This window comes from Streptomyces sp. NPDC050759, assembly GCF_044456945.1.
Taxonomy (GTDB): domain Bacteria; phylum Actinomycetota; class Actinomycetes; order Streptomycetales; family Streptomycetaceae; genus Streptomyces.
The window spans coordinates 217,150-233,653 of record NZ_JBITGI010000004.1 but is presented as its reverse complement, the minus strand read 5'-3'; the positions used below and the strand labels follow the sequence as shown (position 1 = coordinate 233,653).

Here is a 16,504-nt window from a genome sequence, read left to right as displayed (position 1 = left end):
GGGGTACCGGACGAAGGCCCTCGACGGGAAGTCGCTGCTCGGGTCTTCGGCCGGTACGGCGAGGGTGCGTGCCGGGAGCTGTGGGTGCTGTGCGGGACCTTCACCACACCTACAAGGGGAGCGCGTGGGGATCACGATGCGGCACTGGGCGTGGGCGGCACCCCTGGCGCTTGCCCTGCTGGCGACCGGCTGTGACAGCACCTCAGGCGCCCCGGGCGCCCGGGGCGCGGAGCCGAGCGCCGCGCCGTCCACGTCCGGCGGCCGAGCCGTGGCCCGGGTGTGCGCCGAGCCCGCGGCCGGGCCGGCGAAGGCGCCGGCGGGCGCGGTGACGGTCGACCCCGCGGTGGTCGGTGACCTGGCGGCGAAGACCCTCAGCAACCCCCCGCACACCACGTTCTGGCTTCGACCGGGCAAGCACAGGCTCGACCCGGACCGCTTCGCCCAGGTCGTCCCCAAGGAGGGGAACCGCTACCTCGGTGCGCCCGGTGCGGTGCTCGACGGCGCGAAGAAGAACCAGTACGCGTTCAGCGGTACCGCCCGCGATGTCACCATCGGCTACCTGACCGTGGAGCGTTTCGTGGCGCCGTTGGACGAGGGCGTGGTCAATCACGACTCGGCCGACGGGTGGGTGATCGAGCACGCGACGATCCAGAACAACTCCGGCGCCGGGCTGATGGCCGGAGCCCGCCAGCAGGTCCGCGCCAACTGCCTGCGCGCCAACGGCCAGTACGGCATGAACGCCTACAAGGGCAGCGGCCGTATCACCGGTCTGGTGGTCGAGGGCAACGAGATCGTGGGCAACAACACCGGCGACTGGGAGCGGCGGCGCAAGGGCTGCGGCTGCACCGGAGGCATCAAGTTCTGGGCCGTCGACGGTGCCGACGTGCGCGGCAACTGGGTGCACGACAACCGGGGCACCGGGTTGTGGGCGGACACCAACAACAACGACTTCCGCATCGAGAACAACGTCATCGAGGCCAACGACGGCGCCGCGCTGATCTACGAGATCAGCTACAACGCGGTCATCCGGAACAACACGATCCGGCGGAACAACTGGGTCGAGGGCCGCGCCGCGGCCGAGGGCGGAGACAACTTCCCGTTCGCGACCGTCTACCTGTCCGAGTCCGGTGGCGAACCACGGATCAAGGCCCGCACCGACAAGATCGAGATCTATCGGAACGTGCTGGAGGACAACTGGTCGGGGATCACCCTGTGGGAGAACGCCGACCGGTTCTGCAACAGCCCGGCCAACACCTCGTCCGGTGACTGCACCCCGCTGGTGAAGAACACCGACCGCTGCGCGAAGCCGGCCATCGCCAAGCCACCGCTGTACGACGACTGCCGGTGGAAGACCCAGCGGGTGGACATCCACGACAACCGCTTCGTGCTGGACATGTCCGTCGTCAAGTGCACGGACAAGTGCGACCGCATGGCGGTCCTCTCCAACTACGGCACGTATCCCGACTGGTCGCCGTACAAGGGCGAGAAGGTGGCCGACGCGATCACCCGCAAGCAGCACAACCGCTGGCACGACAACGTCTACCTCGGACCGTGGAAGTTCGTCGCCCACGACCCGAGCCGGGTGCTCACCTTCCAGGAGTGGCAGGGCACGCCGTACCAGCAGGACACGGGCAGCACCTTCCGCGCAAAGGCAGGTGGTTGAGATGAGCGGAGACCTGCACCGCGGCAGCCTGCCGGGCACAACGGACCCGGCGGGCACGCGACCCGGCGCCGAACCGCGCCCGGCCGGCCCACCGAAGATCGTCGGGACGGTCTGGGGACTGCTGATCCTCAACACGCTCGGCTCCACCGGGGCGAAGACCATCATCCCGCTGCCCCGTTCCCTCATCCAGTTGGTCACCATGGGCGCACTGGTCGCCGCGTTCACGCTGGCGCTCCTGGTCAATGCCCGGCTGCGCATCCGACCCAGCGCCTACGTGCTCCTGCTCACCCTGCTCCTGGTGGCGAGCGTGATCTCCAGCGCGCACCTGGAGTCCGGGTTCGGCGCGCTGTTCCGCTGCTTCCGGCTGGCTCTCTTCGTCGGCACGCTGTGGCTGCTCAGCCGCTGGTGGGACGGGGGCCTGACGTTCGTCCGGCCCCACATCCGGGTGTACTTCGCGGTTCTCGGAACGGTGGCCGCCGGCCTGGTCGTCTCACCGGGCGCGGCTTTGCCCGGCGAATACGAGGGACGCCTCGTCGGCGCGTTGTGGCCGCTCACCCCGCCGCAGATCGGACAGTACGCCGCGGTGGTCATCGGGCTCACCGTGCTGCTCCTGCTGGGCCGCCGGACCGACGGGAGAAGCGCGGCGATCGTCATCGTGCCGTCGCTCGGCGTGCTCGCGTTGACCCATACCCGGACGGCCACGCTCGGCATGCTCGTGGGGCTCGTGCTGGCGATCGGCTCGCTCATCCTGACCAGCGCCGCCGCCCGCCGGTTCTTCACCTGGGCGGTGCTGTGCGCCACGGTGGCCGCGGTCGGGTTCGCCTCCGCGCTGCAGGCGTGGTTCCTGCGCGGGCAGAGCCAGGAGAACTTCTCCAGCCTCACCGGCCGGGCCAAGGTCTGGGACGCTCTGCTGGGCGAGCACCGGTCGATGTCGGAACAGGCCTTCGGCGTGGGTCTGGGGGACAAGTCGTTCGGCGGGCTGCCGATCGACAACAGCTGGCTGGCCGTCTACAACGAGCAGGGTCTGATCGGCGTCACTCTGGTCGCGGCGATCATCGTCGTGCTGGGCGGCGTCGCGCTGCTGCGGCCACCGTCGCTGCAGAGGGCCTGCGCGATCTTCCTCATCAGCTACTGCGGGATCGCGTCGTACACCGAGGTCGGCCTGGGCGACGCCTCACCGTATCTGCTGCACCTGGCTCTGGCCGCCTCGCTCCTCGCGGCACCGGCCGAGCCCGCTCCGCTCTCGATGCCCGAAGTCCGTCGACGACGCGTCCCGCGCTGGGCCCAGAGATCGGAGGCGACGTGAGCATGCACGTCCTCGTGGTGCACAACCGTTACGCCTCGGCGCAGCCGAGCGGAGAGAACAAGGTCGTCGACCAGGAGGTGGAGCTGCTGCGCGCGGCCGGCCACCGGGTCGAGGTGTTCGAGCGGCGCAGCGACGACATCGCCGCCCGGTCCCTGCTCGGCAAGGTCGCGGTGCCGCTCCTCGTGCCGTGGAACCCGGGGGTCCGCAAGGAGCTCACCGCCCGGCTTCGTTCCGACCGGCCGGACGTGGTCCACATCCACAACGTCTTCCCGCTGCTGTCGCCCGCGGTGCTTGCCGCCTGCGCCGACGCCGGGGTGCCCGCCGTGGCCACGCTGCACAACTACACCCAGGTCTGCCCGCCCGGCACGCTGCAGCGGGACGGCCGGCCGTGCACCGAGTGCGTCGGCTCCTCGCCGCTGCCCGCCGTCCGGCACGGCTGCTACCGCAACTCCCGCCTGGCGACCGTGCCGCTCGCGGTCAGCCTGTCGGCCAACCGGAGGCGGTGGTGGTCCGGCGTGGAGCGGTTCTTCTGCATCTCCGCCGCGCAGCGCGACGTCCTGGTGCGGTCCGGCATGCCGGCCGAGCGGCTGGCGGTGAAGCACAACTTCGTGCCCGAACCGGGCACTCGCCGCGAGGGTGACGGCGAGCACGTGCTCTATCTCGGCCGGCTCGCGGAGGCCAAGGGCGTGCGGCTGCTCATGACCGCGTGGGACGAGATCGCGGCCGGCGGCGGTGTGGGCGTGCCGCTCGTGATCGCCGGCACGGGGCCGCTGGAGCGAGAGGTGACCGCCTGGGCGGCGGGCCGGGACGACGTACGGTACGCCGGCCTGCTGGACACGGCGGAGTGCCGGAAGGCCATCGCCCGCTCCGTCGCCGTGGTGGCTCCCTCGACATGGCTGGAGGCGTTCGGCCTGGTGGCGGTCGAGGCGATGGCGGCAGGGGTGCCGACCGTCGCCGCCGGCCACGGCGCCTTCGTCGAACTCGTCGACGACGGCGTGACCGGGCTGCTGCACCAGCCGGGCGAGCCGGCCTCGCTCGCCTCCTGCATACGCCGGATCGCGGCCGAAACGGACCGCAACCGGGAGATGGGCCACGCGGCCCGGCGCCGTTACGAGCAGGGCTTCAGCCCGGCCGTCGGCCTGGAGCGCCTGGTGGAGGGGTACCGCACCGCGATCGCGGGTCGGACGGAATCAATGGGGGACGGAACAATGGGGGGCAGTAAATGACACGATGCCGACTCTGCGGCTCGACGACGCTGGCGAGTGTCGTCGATCTGGGGGCGACACCGCCGTGCGAGAGCTTTCTCGCCGCGGACCAACTGGACCTGCCGGAACCGGCGTACCCGCTGCACCTGCGGGTCTGCACGGACTGCTGGCTGGCGCAGATCCCGCCGCTGATCACACCGGAGGAGACGTTCAAGGAGTACGCGTACTTCTCCTCGTACTCGACCTCCTGGGTGGAGCACGCCCGCACGTTCGTCGCCGACGCCGTGCAGCGGGTGGGTCTCGGCTCCGATGGCTCCGACGGCTCCGAGGCCTTCGTTGTCGAGGTCGCGAGCAACGACGGGTACTTGCTGAAGCACGTGGTGGACCGGGGGATCCGCTGCCTGGGCATCGAGCCGTCGGTGAACGTCGGCGCCGCGGCGCGGGACGCGGGTGTGCCCACCCTCACGGAGTTCCTGAGTCCGGACACCGGTGCGGCCGTCCGCAAGGAGCACGGCCCGGCGAACCTGGTCGTGGCCAACAACGTGTACGCGCACATCCCCGACGTGGTCGGGTTCACCCAGGGCCTGCGCGCCCTGGTCGCCGACGACGGCTGGGTCTCCATCGAGGTGCAGCACCTGCTGACCCTGATCGAGGAGAACCAGTACGACACGATCTACCACGAGCACTTCCAGTACTACACGGTCGCGTCCGCGATCCGAGCCCTCGCGAGCGGCGGACTCGCGCTCGTGGACGTGGAGTTGCTGCCCACGCACGGCGGCTCCATCCGGCTGTGGGCCCGGCCGGCCGAGGTGGCCGGTGAGCCGACCGAGCGGGTGGCCGACGTGCTGGCCCGCGAGAAGGCCGCCGGGCTGCAGGAGCTGTCCGGCTACACCGAGTTCTCCGACCGGGTGGCCAAGGTGCGCCGGGACCTCCTCAAGTTCCTCATCGAGGCGGCCGAGCGCGGCGAGACGGTCGTCGGCTACGGCGCCCCGGGCAAGGGAAACACCCTGCTCAACCACTGCGGCATCCGGCCCGACCTGCTCGCGTACACGGTCGACCGCAACCCCTACAAGCACGGCAGGTTCACCCCGGGCACCCGCATCCCGATCCTGCCGCCCGAGCAGATAGCCGTCGACAAACCGGACTACGTCCTCGTCCTCCCGTGGAACCTGCGGGCCGAGCTGGTCGAGCAGCTGTCCTTCGTGCACGACTGGGGCGGCCGGCTGGTCTTTCCCATCCCGGAACTGAGCATCGTCGACGTCGCCTTGAAAGAGGTCTCAGCATGAAGGTCGTTCTGTTCTGCGGCGGTTACGGGATGCGGATGCGCAACGGCACCTCCGACGACGTGCCCAAGCCGATGGCGATGGTCGGCCCGCGCCCCCTGATCTGGCACGTCATGCGCTACTACGCGCACTTCGGGCACAAGGAGTTCATCCTGTGCCTCGGCTACGGGGCGCACCACATCAAGGACTTCTTCCTCAACTACGAGGAGACGACCTCCAACGACTTCGTGCTCCGCAAGGGGGAGACCGAGCTGCTGTCCACCGACATCTCGGACTGGACGATCACGTTCGCGCAGACCGGCATCGAGTCGCCGATCGGGGAGCGGCTGCGCCGGGTGCGGCACCATCTGGACGGCGACGAGATGTTCCTCGCCAACTACGCCGACGTGCTCACCGACGCCCCGCTGCCGGAGATGATCGAGAAGTTCGCTCAGCGCGACGCGGGTGCGTCGATGACGGTGGTACCGCCCCAGTCGTCGTTCCACTGCGTGGAACTGGGCGAGAACGGACTGGTGGGGGGCATTACCGCGGTGAGCGATCTGCCGCTGTGGGAGAACGGCGGCTACTTCGTGCTCCGCCAGGAGGTCTTCGACCACATACCGGAGAACGGTGACCTGGTCGCCGACGGATGCGGCCAACTCGCCAAGCGCGGGCGGCTGGTGGCGTACCAGCACCGCGGCTTCTGGAAGCCGACCGACACCGTGAAGGAGCGGGCCGCGCTCGACGACGCCTACACCCGGGGCGACCGCCCGTGGGCCGTGTGGGAGCAGGACAGCGCCGGGGTGAGAGCGTGATCCGGCTCGGGGCCGGGCGCCTCGACCGGATCGTCGCGGTGGCCGCGCACTGCGACGACATCGCCATCGGCGCCGGCGGCACACTGCTGACGATGTGCCTCGCGCACCCCGGTACCCGCGTCGACGCGCTGGTGCTCTCCGGCGGTGGCAGCGAGCGGGAGCAGGAGGAACAGGCCGCGCTCGCCGCCTTCTGCCCGGGCGCCGACCTGCGGCTGACCGTGCTCAAGCTGCCGGACGGCCGGATGCCCGTGCACTGGGAAGAGGCCAAGGCCGCGGTCGAGGACCTGCGCGGGCGGACCGAGCCGGATCTGGTCCTCGCCCCGCGCACCGACGACGCGCACCAGGATCACCGCGGTCTGGCGCAGCTGGTACCCACCGCGTTCCGCGACCACCTCGTGCTCGGCTACGAGATCGCCAAGTGGGACGGCGATCTCGGCCGTATGGCGGCGTACCAGCCGCTGGCGCCGGAGATCGCCGAACAGAAGGTACGGCTGCTGCAGGAGCACTACCCCTCGCAGCGCCACAAGCCCTGGTACGACCGGGAAGCCTTTCTCGGCCTGGCCCGGATCCGCGGCATCGAATGCCACGAGCGATACGCCGAGGCGTTCGCCGTCACCAAGCTCACGCTCAACCTGGGGGACTGAACCTTGCGCGTACTACTGACCGGACACCAGGGCTACCTGGGCACCGTCATGGCCCCCGTTCTCATCGCCGCCGGACACGAGGTCGTCGGCCTCGACGCCGGCCTGTTCGCCGACAGCGTGCTGGGCGAGCCGCCCGCGGACCCGCCCGGGCACCGGGTGGACCTGCGCGACGTCACGGCCGAGCACGTGGCCGGGGTGGACGCCGTGATCCACCTGGCCGCGCTGTCCAACGACCCTCTGGGATCGCTGGCGCCGGAACTCACCTACGACATCAACCACCACGCGTCCGTACGCCTGGCCCGGCTGGCCCGCGACGCCGGAGTGCGGCGCTTCCTGTACGCGTCGACCTGCTCGGTGTACGGCGCCGCAGGCGGAGACGACCTGGTGGGCGAGGACGCCCCGCTGCGCCCGGTGACCCCGTACGCGGAGTCGAAGGTGCGGGTCGAGGACGACCTGCACGCGCTGGCCGACGGCGACTTCACCCCGGTGTTCATGCGCAACGCCACCGCTTTCGGCTACTCGCCCCGGCTGCGCGCCGACATCGTGCTGAACAACCTGGTGGGCCACGCGCTCCTGTCCGGCGAGGTCCTGGTGCTCTCCGACGGCACCCCGTGGCGCCCACTGGTGCACGCAGCGGACATCGCACGGGCCTTCACGGCCGCGCTGACCGCGCCGCGTGAAGCGGTGCACGACCGGGCGTTCAACATCGGCAGCGAGACCAACAACGTCACGGTCGCCGAGATCGCCGAGCAGGTCGCCGAGGCGGTGCCCGGCTCCAAGGTGAGGATCACCGGGGAGAACGGCGCCGACCCGCGCTCCTACCGGGTGGACTTCTCCCGGTTCCGCGCCGCGATCCCCGGCTTCGACATCGAGTGGACGGTCAAGCGCGGCGCACTCGAACTCGCCGACGCCTACCAGAAGTTCGGGCTGACCAAGGAGGACTTCGACCAGCGCTTCACCCGGCTCGCCGTGCTGCGCGCGGCGTCCGAGGCCGGCACCGTCGACGACACCCTGCGGTGGCGCCCGTGACCCAGATCGGCGAGGAGATGTACGCGCTGGTGGAGCGGCTGTACCCGCTCTGCCGGAGCATCACCGGCGACGGCGTGCGCGCCACCCTGGACATCGTCGGCGAGTACATCCCGCTGCAGGTGCACGAGGTGCCGACCGGGACGCAGGTGCTCGACTGGACGGTGCCGCAGGAGTGGAACATCCGGGACGCGTACGTCGCCGACGCCTCGGGCAACCGGGTCGTCGACTTCGCCGCGTCCAGCCTGCACGTGCTCGGCTACAGCGTGCCGGTGTCGGCGACCATGCCGCTGGCCGAACTGCGCGCACACCTGCACACCCTGCCGGACCGCCCGGCCTGGGTGCCGTACCGCACCAGCTACTACAAGCCGGACTGGGGGTTCTGCCTGGCCCAGGACACCCTGGACGCCATGCCGGACGGCGAGTACGAGGTGCGCATCGACTCCACCCTCGCCGACGGCCACCTCACCTACGCCGAGCATGTCGTCCCCGGGCAGGTCGCCGACGAGGTGATCGTCTCCTGCCACGTCTGCCACCCGTCGCTGGCCAACGACAACATGGCCGGCGTCGCGGTGGCGACGTTCCTGGCCCGGGAGCTGGCGGAGCAAACGCCGTACTACACCTACCGGTTCATCTTCGCGCCCGGCACCATCGGCGCGATCACCTGGCTCGCCCGCAACGCGGAACGGGTGGAACGCGTCAAGCACGGCCTGGTGCTGGCCTGCGCCGGAGACCCGGGCGGGCTGACGTACAAACAGAGCAGGCGCGGCGACGCGGAGATCGACCGGGTGATGCGGCATGTGCTGGCCGCCTCCGAACGCCCGCACCACATCACCGAGTTCACTCCGTACGGCTACGACGAGCGGCAGTACTGCTCGCCCGGGTTCAACCTCGGCGTGGGCTCGCTCACCCGGACCCCGTACGCCGGCTACCCCGAGTACCACACCTCCGCGGACAACCTGGACTTCGTCTCCCCGGAGGCGATGGCGGACACCCTTGCCGTCTGCCGCGAGGCGTCCGCCGTCCTCGACCGCAACCGGCGGTACCTCAACCTCAGCCCCTACGGCGAACCACAGCTGGGCCGGCGCGGTCTGTACGACGCGCTCGGTGGCCGCAGCGACACCAAGCAGGCCCAGATGGCCATGCTCTGGGTGCTCAACCTGTCCGACGGCGAGCACAGTCTGCTGGACGTCGCCGAGCGGTCCGGGCTGCCGTTCGACACCGTGGCCGCCGCTGCCGACGCCCTGCAGGGCGCCGGGCTGATCAAGGCATGACGCCGATGACCATCGAGGGAGAGAAGACGACGGCAGGAGCGGCCCGGCGCCGGCACGCCCGGCCGAACGGCAGGCGGGCCCTGGCCGGCCGACTGTCCTGGGGGCTGGCCGACCAGGCGGCCTCCAGCGCGTCCAACTTCCTGGTGGGAATGTACGTGGCACGTTCGCTGGGGCTGGAGGCGTTCGGCGTGTTCACCCTGGCCTGGGTGACCTACGGCGTGGTGCTCAACGTCTCCCGCGGGCTGGCCTCCGATCCACTGGTGGTGCGCTTCAGCGGTGTGTCGGACGCGTCCTGGCGCGCGGCGGCGGCCCGGGCGTCGGGTACCGCGCTCGGCGTGGGCGGTGTCATCGGCGTGGTGAGCCTGGTGGTCGGACTGGGTCTCGGCGGCCAGGTGGGAGCCGCGTTCGCCGGCCTCGGCGTGGTTCTGCCGGGGCTGCTGCTGCAGGACACCTGGCGGTTCGCGTTCTTCGCCGCGGGGGCCGGGCGGAAGGCGTTCGTCAACGACGTCGTGTGGGGCATCGCCCTCATCCCGGCCCTGGTGGTGGCGGCACGCGTGGGCAGCGTGGAAGGCTTCGTGCTCGCCTGGGGCGGAACCGCCGCGGTGGCCGCGGGGTATGGCTGCATCCAGTGCGGCATCCTGCCCCGGCCGGCCCGGGCGCGCGCGTGGCTGCGCGAGCAGCGCGACCTCGGCTACCGGTATCTGGCCGAGAACGTCAGCCTCAGCGGGGCGAGCCAGCTGCGTGCGTACGGGCTCGGCGCGATCGCCGGGGTCAGCGCGGTGGGTGCGGTCCGCGGCGCCGAACTCCTGCTCGGCCCCTTCCTCGCCGTGCTGATGGGTCTTTCGCTGGTCACCGTCCCGGAGGCGGCACGGGTGCTGCGAGAGGCCCCGCACCGGCTGGGCAGATTCTGCCTCCTGCTCGCCGGCGGGCTGGCCGGCGCCGCGCTGCTCTGGGGCGCCGCACTGCTCCTGGTGCCGGACCGGGCCGGCGAGCACGTGCTCGGCGAAGTCTGGCCCTCCGCCTCCCAGCTCATCATGCCGGTCACGGTCGGCGTCGCGGGCGCCGGCGTCGGAGTCGGCGCAGCGGCCGGGCTGCGCGCGCTCGCGGCGGCTCGCCGCAGCCTGCGCTGCCAGCTGTTCGCCTCCGTGGGTTACGCCGGCGGCGGGCTCGGCGGGGCGGCCCTGGCCGGCACCGTCGGCTCGGCCTGGGGCGTCGCCGCCGCGAATGTCGCCGCCTCGGCGTTGTGGTGGCTGCAGTTGCGGGCCGCCCTGCGCGAGCACCACCAGAACACCATCAGCGAAGTGAGGATGCCATGACCGCCCATCCCCGATTGAGCATCGGGCTGCCCGTGTACAACGGCGAGCAGTACCTCGCCGAGTCGCTCGACGCCTTGCTCGGCCAGACCTACGAGGACTTCGAGCTGGTCATCTCCGACAACGCCTCGACCGACGGGACCCAGGCCATCTGCCAGGAGTACGCCGCGCGGGACACACGCATCCGGTACATACGGCTTCCCCGGAACATCGGTGCATCGCCGAACCACAACTATGTGTTCACCGAATGCCACGGCGAACTGTTCAAGTGGGCCTCGCACGACGACCTTTACGCCCGGGACCTGCTGCGGCGCTGTGTGGAGGCGCTGGACGAGCGGCCGGACGTGATCCTCGCGCACGCCGAGCAGGCGGTCATCGACGGCGACGGCCAGATCAAGGTTCCGTACGAGTACCAGCTCGCCACCGACTCGCCGCACCCGCCGGAGCGCTTCCGCAGTCTGCTGATGGAGCCGGGCGGCGACGACTTCTACGGGGTGATGCGCGCCGACATGCTGCGCCGGGTGAAGCCGCTCGACAGCTACCACCACGCGGACCGCACGTTCGTTGCCGAGATCACCCTGCACGGGCCCTTCCACCAGGTGCCGGAACTGATGTACTTCCGGCGGGACCACCCCACCCGCGCCGAGCGGGCGAACCCCTCCAAGCGCTCCCGGTGCGTCAACCTGGATCCGCGCCGCGCGGGCCCGCTGCACCCGACGCCCCGGCTGCTCGCCGAGTACCTGTGGGGCTTCGGCGCGGCGATCCGGCGGGCCCCGTTGTCCCCGGCCGACCGGCGTGCGTGCTATCGCCATCTGGCCGCGTGGATGGCCAGCCGGACCCGGCCGGGTGCCGGCGAGCGGGTCGAGGACCGGACCTCGGTCGACCCGGGCGGGCTCACGATCTCCGTCGACGCTCTCGTCGCCGGCCGCGAGGGAAGGCAGGCATGACCGCCACGCGAAAAACCCCGGTACGTGTCGGCCTGTTCGGCCTCTTCGGTGCCGGCAACTCCGGCAATGACGCGTCACTCGAGGCCATCCTCGGATACCTGCGCACCGCGCACCCGGAAGCGGTCGTGGACGCGCTGTGCGGCGGGCCCGAGGTCATCACGGCCCGGTACGGGATCCCCGCGGCGCGGATGAACTGGAACCGTGGTGAGTACCGGACCGCCTCGAGTGTCGCCGCCATCGCGACGAAGGGTCTGGGCAAGCTCGTCGACGCCCTCCGCACCGCCGCCTGGGTGCGCCGGCACGACGTGGTGATCGTGCCGGGCACGGGCGTCCTGGAGACCACGCTGCCGCTGAGGCCATGGGGCTTCCCGTACTCGCTGTTCCTGCTCTGCACGAGCGGCCGGCTGCTGCGCACGCGGGTCGCGCTGGTCAGCGTCGGCGCCTCCGAGATCGGCCACCGCGCGACCCGGACCCTGGTGCGCTGGTCGGCGCGGCTGGCCGCGTACCGGTCGTTCCGGGGCGCCTACTCCCGCGACGCGATGAAGGCGATGGGCGTGGCCACCGCGCGCGACGAGGTCTATCCGGACCTCGCCTTTTCGCTGCCCGCGCCGCGGGCGAGCACGCCCTCGGGGCCGCCGGGCCCGGTCTGCGTCGGCGTCATGGCCTGGCACGGCAGCAACGACGAGCGCACCCTGGCCGAGGAGATCCACCGGCGCTACCTCGACGGGACGATCCGCTTCGTCCGCGCCCTGGTCGAGGACGGCAGGCCGGTCCGGCTGCTCACCGGGGACGAGCTCGACCGGCCGGTGGCCACCGCGATCCTCGACGCGGTGGACTCGCCGCTGGTCACCGCCGCCGAGGCGGCCTCGGTCGCCGACCTGATGAAGGAGGCGGCGGCCGCCGACACCGTGGTGGCGGCCCGGTACCACAACCTGGTCTGCGCGCTGAAGGTCGGCACGCCGACACTCGCCGTCAGCTATTCGGAGAAGAGCGACGATCTCATGGCCCTGATGGGACTGGGCGCGTACTGCCATTCCGCTCGCGAGGTCGACGCCGACCGGCTGCTCGAGCAGTTCCGGGAACTTGAGCAGCGATCGGCGGAGCTGCGACGGACCCTCCCCGAGCGGAACCGGGACGCCGCCCGGCGGGTCGAGGACCAGTTCACCGCCTTGACCGCGGCCCTCTTCCCGCCGACCGGTCGCACCCGCACCACGAGGGAGCCCTCATGAAGGTGACCGAAGTCCCGGAGATCGCCGGCGCGTACCTCTTCGAGCCGACGCCGTACGCCGACGAACGCGGCTTCTTCTGCCGCACCTTCGACGCCGACGTGGTCCGCTCGGTGGGCCTCGATCCGCACGCCTTCGTCCAGGACAGCCTGTCCCGCTCGGTCCGGGGCGTGCTGCGCGGCCTGCACCTGCGCTCCGGCGCCGGCGAGGCCAAGCTGGTGCGGTGCTCGTACGGGAGGATCTTCGACGTCGTCGTGGACCTGCGGCCGGAGTCGCCCACGTACCTGGGCCGGGCCTTCTTCGAGCTGTCCGGCGAGACGCAGGTGACCCTGTACATCCCGGCTGGATGCGCGCACGGCTTCCAGGCGCTTACCGAAACCGCCGACACCTCGTACCGTATCGACCGTCCGCACGATCCGGCCGAGGACGTGACGATCGCCTTCGACGATCCGGAGCTCGCCATTCCGTGGCCGCTGCCGGCCACCTCCGTGTCCAAGCGGGACCGGGAGGCGCCCAGCCTCGCCGAGGTCCTGACCAAGAAAGAGAGTTGACGTCGACGTGGGCACCGAAGACTGTGTGGAAACCGACGACTTACAATTGCCCCGCTCGCGGATGGCGAACGAACGGCTGCACGCCCTGATCCCCGGCGGAGCGCACACCTACGCCAAGGGCGACGACCAGTACCCCGAGAACCTGGCCCCGGTCATCAGCCACGGCCGCGGTGCCCACGTGTGGGACATCGACGACAACCGCTACATCGAGTACGGGTCCGGCCTGCGGTCGGTCAGCCTGGGCCACGCCCACCCGCGCGTGATCGAGGCGGTGCGGCGGGAACTCGACCGCGGCAGCAACTTCGTCCGCCCCTCCATCGTGGAGGTCGATGCCGCGGAACGCTTCCTGGCCACGGTACCGACCGCCGACATGGTGAAGTTCGCGAAGAACGGCTCCGACGCCACCACCGCCGCGGTGCGCCTCGCCCGCGCCGCCACCGGGCGCCCACGGGTGGCCATCTGCGGCGACCATCCGTTCTTCTCCGTCGACGACTGGTTCATCGGCACCACGCCGATGTCCGCCGGCATTCCGGCGGCGGTCACCGAGCTCACCGTGGCGTTCCCCTACGGGGACCTGGCCGCCACGGAGGAGCTGCTGACCCGGTATCAGGACGAGGTCGCCTGCCTGATCCTCGAACCCGCCGGCCACAGCGAGCCGCCGCCCGGATACCTCGCCGGCCTGCGCGAGCTGGCCGACCGGCACGGCTGCGTACTGATCTTCGACGAGATGATCACCGGCTTCCGCTGGTCCGAGGCGGGCGCCCAGGGCCTGTACGGGGTGGTCCCCGACCTTTCCACCTTCGGCAAGGCGCTGGGCAACGGGTTCGCCGTCTCGGCGCTGGCCGGGCGGCGCGATCTGATAGAGCAGGGCGGGCTGCGTCACTCTCGCGACCGGGTGTTCCTGCTGTCCACCACGCACGGTGCGGAGACGCACTCCCTGGCAGCCGCGATGGCCGTGCAGGCCACGTACGTCGAGGAGGGCGTCACCGCGCGGTTGCACGCCCTCGGCGAGCGGTTGGCCGCCGGTGTCCGTGACGCGGCGGCCGGCATGGGCGTCGGCGATCACGTCGTCGTCCGGGGCCGGGCCAGCAACCTGGTCTTCGCCACCCTCGACGAGAACCTGCGGCCTTCGCAGGAGTACCGCACGCTGTTCCTGCGCCGACTCCTCGCGGGCGGCGTGCTGGCTCCGTCGTTCGTGGTGAGCAGCGCGCTCAGCGACGACGACATCGACCGCACCGTCGAGGTGGTGGCGGAGGCATGCGCGGTGTACCGGAAGGCGCTGGACGCCGCCGACCCCACCCCCTGGCTGGCCGGGCGACCGGTGAAGCCCGTGTTCCGCCGCTTGGCGTGACACGTGATGTGACGTGACGTCAGCGGCGCTTCTGCCGGCGGGCGTCGGCCAACCGGTCGGCGATCCGGTCGGTCAGCCAGGCGGTCGCCGGTACCACCGCCAGCGCGGTGCACCAGCCGCCGAGGGCGTCGGTCGGGTAGTGCGCGCCCAGGGCGACCTCCGCCCATCCCATCGCGGCGCCGGCGACCAGCGCCGCGGCGAGCACGAGTGACGTGCCTGCCGTACGGCCGAGGCGGAGCCGGTCGGTCGCGAGCAGTGCGGCGACGATGGCGAGCGCGGTGAGGAAGGCGGTGTGTCCGCTCGGGTAGGACAGGTTGTCGGCGCCGTGGATGGTGCGTCCCACCAGGTGCTTGAGCAGCGTCGCCGTTCCCACGGCGAATCCGGCGCCGGCAGCCATGAGTACGGCCGCGCGAGGACGCCGAAGCAGCAGACAGCCCGTCACGGCGGCCGCGACCACCATCGCCGATCCCGCGGGTTCCCCCAGCGAGTCCAGGGCCAGAGCGACGTACCGCCACGGCGGCCGCACACTGTCCTCCGTCGGCTTGATGAGCCACCTGTCCACCCTGCCTGGTTGGCTGTGGCCGGCGTACATGACCGCGATGACGACGACCACCAGCGCGGCGAGGGCCGCGATCAGTCCGAGCCGCGCGCGCAGCGACGGGGGCAACACGGCGGGCGCCGGCCGGCCGCTCACACGCCCACCCGACCGGCTCGTCGGAGCGAGTGACCGCGCGCTCGCTGCCGACGCGGTCCCCGCCAGTCCTCGCCCGTGATCACGAGCGCCACGCTATCGGAAGCCGCAGGCGGCCGTGGCCGGTGGGTTGCATCGGCGGCACCGCCACCGCGGAGGCCGTCGTCAGGCGTCATACGCGCTCGACGAGGTGGCCGTCCTTCTCGTCGTACAGCGCACCGGACTCCGGGCACACCCAGCCGCCCGGCTCGCCGTCCCGCCCGACCAGGCGGACGCCGGCCCGGCCGACCCAGCCGATCCGGCGCGCGGGAACGCCGGCCACCAACGCGAAGTCCGGTACGTCCTCGGTCACCACGGCGCCCGCCGCGACCAGCGCCCACCGTCCGACGCGCACCGGCGCCACACACACCGAACGGGCCCCCAGCGACGCCCCCTCGGCCACCTCCACCGCCACGGCCTCCCAGTCGCCGCCGCGCTTCAGCCGGCCCTTCGGGTCCACCGCACGAGGGAAGCAGTCGTTGGTGAGAACGGCCGCCGGGCCCACGAACACCCCGTCACCGAGGACCGCGGGTTCATAGACCAGCGCGTAGTTCTGGAGCTTCACGTTGTCGCCGATCCGCACCCCCGGGCCGACATAGGCCCCCCGGCCCACGATGCACCCGCTGCCCAGCCGGGCGTCCTCCCGGATCTGGGCCAGATCCCAGACCGTCGTCCCGTCACCGATGGTGGCCGTCTCATCGACCTGGGAGGTCGGCTGCATCCTGAAGTTCACGAGTTGAACCCTTCTCGCAGTGTCAGTGACGGACAGGAATGGATAAATGGGATCGCGAGCAACGGCAAGCCGGCCTACTGGAGTTCCGAAAAGCTGCCCACCGGCGCCGACTGCCGCCGGACGGTGGCCGAACATCCCGTCCACCAGACCGTGGCCGGCGCCCAGTACCTCACCTGCTCCGTGACCGTCGACACCGCTCATCTCCGCTGACTCACCGGAAAGGTCCGTCGGGGCGTCCGCGATGCGGGACGGCCCTCTTGACGTGGTTCCCGGCCGGATCGACACTCACTGAGGGAATCCTAGTGAACAGGTAGGGAAACATGAGGCGCCTTGAACCGGTCACCGTCCGAGTGGTCCGTTCGCCTCTTCTGACCTCCCGGCGCCACATCGATCTGCTGCGTGTCTGCAGCGCGATCGGACGGCCCCAGGGCTGAGCAGCCGCCCTTCCCGCGCCCACA

Annotated in this window: 17 protein-coding genes; 15 read left to right on the top strand and 2 right to left on the bottom strand. The window is 71.3% G+C overall.

The window, feature by feature from the left end; all coding sequences use genetic code 11:
* The first annotated feature begins 124 nt into the window (after nt 1-124).
* From ACIBJB_RS14575 to ACIBJB_RS14515, 13 genes are read left to right on the top strand one after another with little or no spacing between them, the layout of a single operon-like run.
* Nucleotides 125-1,663, top strand: a complete 1,539-nt coding sequence (locus ACIBJB_RS14575; RefSeq protein WP_398930258.1) for a right-handed parallel beta-helix repeat-containing protein — start codon at nt 125-127, stop codon at nt 1,661-1,663.
* Between the two features lies 1 nt (nt 1,664).
* On the top strand, nt 1,665-2,969 hold the full coding sequence (locus ACIBJB_RS14570; RefSeq protein ID WP_398930256.1) for an O-antigen ligase domain-containing protein: 1,305 nt from the start codon (nt 1,665-1,667) through the stop codon (nt 2,967-2,969).
* A gap of 2 nt (nt 2,970-2,971) precedes the next feature.
* The gene (locus ACIBJB_RS14565) at nt 2,972-4,195 is read left to right on the top strand and encodes a glycosyltransferase (RefSeq protein WP_398930996.1); all 1,224 of its coding nucleotides are present in this window, start codon (nt 2,972-2,974) and stop codon (nt 4,193-4,195) included.
* Complete coding sequence (locus ACIBJB_RS14560) at nt 4,192-5,460, top strand: class I SAM-dependent methyltransferase (protein ID WP_398930254.1); 1,269 nt, start codon at nt 4,192-4,194, stop codon at nt 5,458-5,460. Before ACIBJB_RS14565 ends, ACIBJB_RS14560 begins: the two co-directional genes overlap by 4 nt.
* On the top strand, nt 5,457-6,251 hold the full coding sequence (locus ACIBJB_RS14555; protein ID WP_398930252.1) for a sugar phosphate nucleotidyltransferase: 795 nt from the start codon (nt 5,457-5,459) through the stop codon (nt 6,249-6,251). Before ACIBJB_RS14560 ends, ACIBJB_RS14555 begins: the two co-directional genes overlap by 4 nt.
* Complete coding sequence (locus ACIBJB_RS14550; RefSeq protein WP_398930250.1) at nt 6,248-6,895, top strand: PIG-L deacetylase family protein; 648 nt, start codon at nt 6,248-6,250, stop codon at nt 6,893-6,895. Before ACIBJB_RS14555 ends, ACIBJB_RS14550 begins: the two co-directional genes overlap by 4 nt.
* 3 nt (nt 6,896-6,898) lie before the next feature.
* Nucleotides 6,899-7,924 (top strand): NAD-dependent epimerase/dehydratase family protein, encoded by a 1,026-nt coding sequence (locus tag ACIBJB_RS14545; protein ID WP_398930248.1) that lies wholly within the window; start codon nt 6,899-6,901, stop codon nt 7,922-7,924.
* Nucleotides 7,912-9,195: a DUF4910 domain-containing protein gene (locus tag ACIBJB_RS14540; RefSeq protein WP_398930246.1), complete on the top strand. Its 1,284-nt coding sequence runs from the start codon at nt 7,912-7,914 to the stop codon at nt 9,193-9,195. The genes ACIBJB_RS14545 and ACIBJB_RS14540 overlap by 13 nt, the downstream gene beginning before the upstream one ends.
* A gap of 5 nt (nt 9,196-9,200) precedes the next feature.
* A complete protein-coding gene (locus tag ACIBJB_RS14535) occupies nt 9,201-10,511 on the top strand; it encodes a hypothetical protein (RefSeq protein WP_398930244.1) in 1,311 nt (436 codons plus the stop codon).
* Nucleotides 10,508-11,455 (top strand): glycosyltransferase family 2 protein, encoded by a 948-nt coding sequence (locus ACIBJB_RS14530; RefSeq protein ID WP_398930242.1) that lies wholly within the window; start codon nt 10,508-10,510, stop codon nt 11,453-11,455. Before ACIBJB_RS14535 ends, ACIBJB_RS14530 begins: the two co-directional genes overlap by 4 nt.
* Nucleotides 11,452-12,684, top strand: a complete 1,233-nt coding sequence (locus ACIBJB_RS14525) for a polysaccharide pyruvyl transferase family protein (RefSeq protein WP_398930240.1) — start codon at nt 11,452-11,454, stop codon at nt 12,682-12,684. Before ACIBJB_RS14530 ends, ACIBJB_RS14525 begins: the two co-directional genes overlap by 4 nt.
* Nucleotides 12,681-13,232: a dTDP-4-dehydrorhamnose 3,5-epimerase gene (gene rfbC / locus ACIBJB_RS14520; RefSeq protein WP_398930238.1), complete on the top strand. Its 552-nt coding sequence runs from the start codon at nt 12,681-12,683 to the stop codon at nt 13,230-13,232. The genes ACIBJB_RS14525 and rfbC overlap by 4 nt, the downstream gene beginning before the upstream one ends.
* A gap of 25 nt (nt 13,233-13,257) precedes the next feature.
* Complete coding sequence (locus ACIBJB_RS14515; RefSeq protein WP_398930994.1) at nt 13,258-14,583, top strand: glutamate-1-semialdehyde 2,1-aminomutase; 1,326 nt, start codon at nt 13,258-13,260, stop codon at nt 14,581-14,583.
* A 19-nt stretch (nt 14,584-14,602) separates the two neighbouring features.
* Here the strand turns inward: ACIBJB_RS14515 and ACIBJB_RS14510 are convergent, their stop codons facing one another.
* Nucleotides 14,603-15,277, bottom strand: a complete 675-nt coding sequence (locus ACIBJB_RS14510) for a phosphatase PAP2 family protein (protein WP_398930236.1) — start codon at nt 15,275-15,277, stop codon at nt 14,603-14,605.
* A 169-nt stretch (nt 15,278-15,446) separates the two neighbouring features.
* On the bottom strand, nt 15,447-16,046 hold the full coding sequence (locus ACIBJB_RS14505; RefSeq protein ID WP_398930234.1) for an acyltransferase: 600 nt from the start codon (nt 16,044-16,046) through the stop codon (nt 15,447-15,449).
* 3 nt (nt 16,047-16,049) lie between these two features.
* On the opposite strand from ACIBJB_RS14505, the gene ACIBJB_RS14500 reads away from it, so the two are divergent.
* Nucleotides 16,050-16,256, top strand: a complete 207-nt coding sequence (locus tag ACIBJB_RS14500; protein ID WP_398930232.1) for a hypothetical protein — start codon at nt 16,050-16,052, stop codon at nt 16,254-16,256.
* A gap of 110 nt (nt 16,257-16,366) precedes the next feature.
* The gene (locus ACIBJB_RS14495; RefSeq protein ID WP_398930229.1) at nt 16,367-16,480 is read left to right on the top strand and encodes a putative leader peptide; all 114 of its coding nucleotides are present in this window, start codon (nt 16,367-16,369) and stop codon (nt 16,478-16,480) included.
* The last annotated feature ends 24 nt before the right edge of the window (nt 16,481-16,504 follow it).

What these genes read in the sequence shown, in the direction of transcription:
- ACIBJB_RS14570 (WP_398930256.1), top strand. Translation starts at nt 1,665, where the DNA reads ATGAGCGGAGACCTGCACCGCGGCAGCCTGCCGGGCACAACGGACCCG.
- ACIBJB_RS14565 (WP_398930996.1), top strand. Translation starts at nt 2,972, where the DNA reads ATGCACGTCCTCGTGGTGCACAACCGTTACGCCTCGGCGCAGCCGAGC.
- ACIBJB_RS14560 (WP_398930254.1), top strand. Translation starts at nt 4,192, where the DNA reads ATGACACGATGCCGACTCTGCGGCTCGACGACGCTGGCGAGTGTCGTC.
- ACIBJB_RS14555 (WP_398930252.1), top strand. Translation starts at nt 5,457, where the DNA reads ATGAAGGTCGTTCTGTTCTGCGGCGGTTACGGGATGCGGATGCGCAAC.
- ACIBJB_RS14535 (WP_398930244.1), top strand. Translation starts at nt 9,201, where the DNA reads ATGACCATCGAGGGAGAGAAGACGACGGCAGGAGCGGCCCGGCGCCGG.
- ACIBJB_RS14530 (WP_398930242.1), top strand. Translation starts at nt 10,508, where the DNA reads ATGACCGCCCATCCCCGATTGAGCATCGGGCTGCCCGTGTACAACGGC.
- ACIBJB_RS14525 (WP_398930240.1), top strand. Translation starts at nt 11,452, where the DNA reads ATGACCGCCACGCGAAAAACCCCGGTACGTGTCGGCCTGTTCGGCCTC.
- rfbC (WP_398930238.1), top strand. Translation starts at nt 12,681, where the DNA reads ATGAAGGTGACCGAAGTCCCGGAGATCGCCGGCGCGTACCTCTTCGAG.
- ACIBJB_RS14495 (WP_398930229.1), top strand. Translation starts at nt 16,367, where the DNA reads ATGAGGCGCCTTGAACCGGTCACCGTCCGAGTGGTCCGTTCGCCTCTT.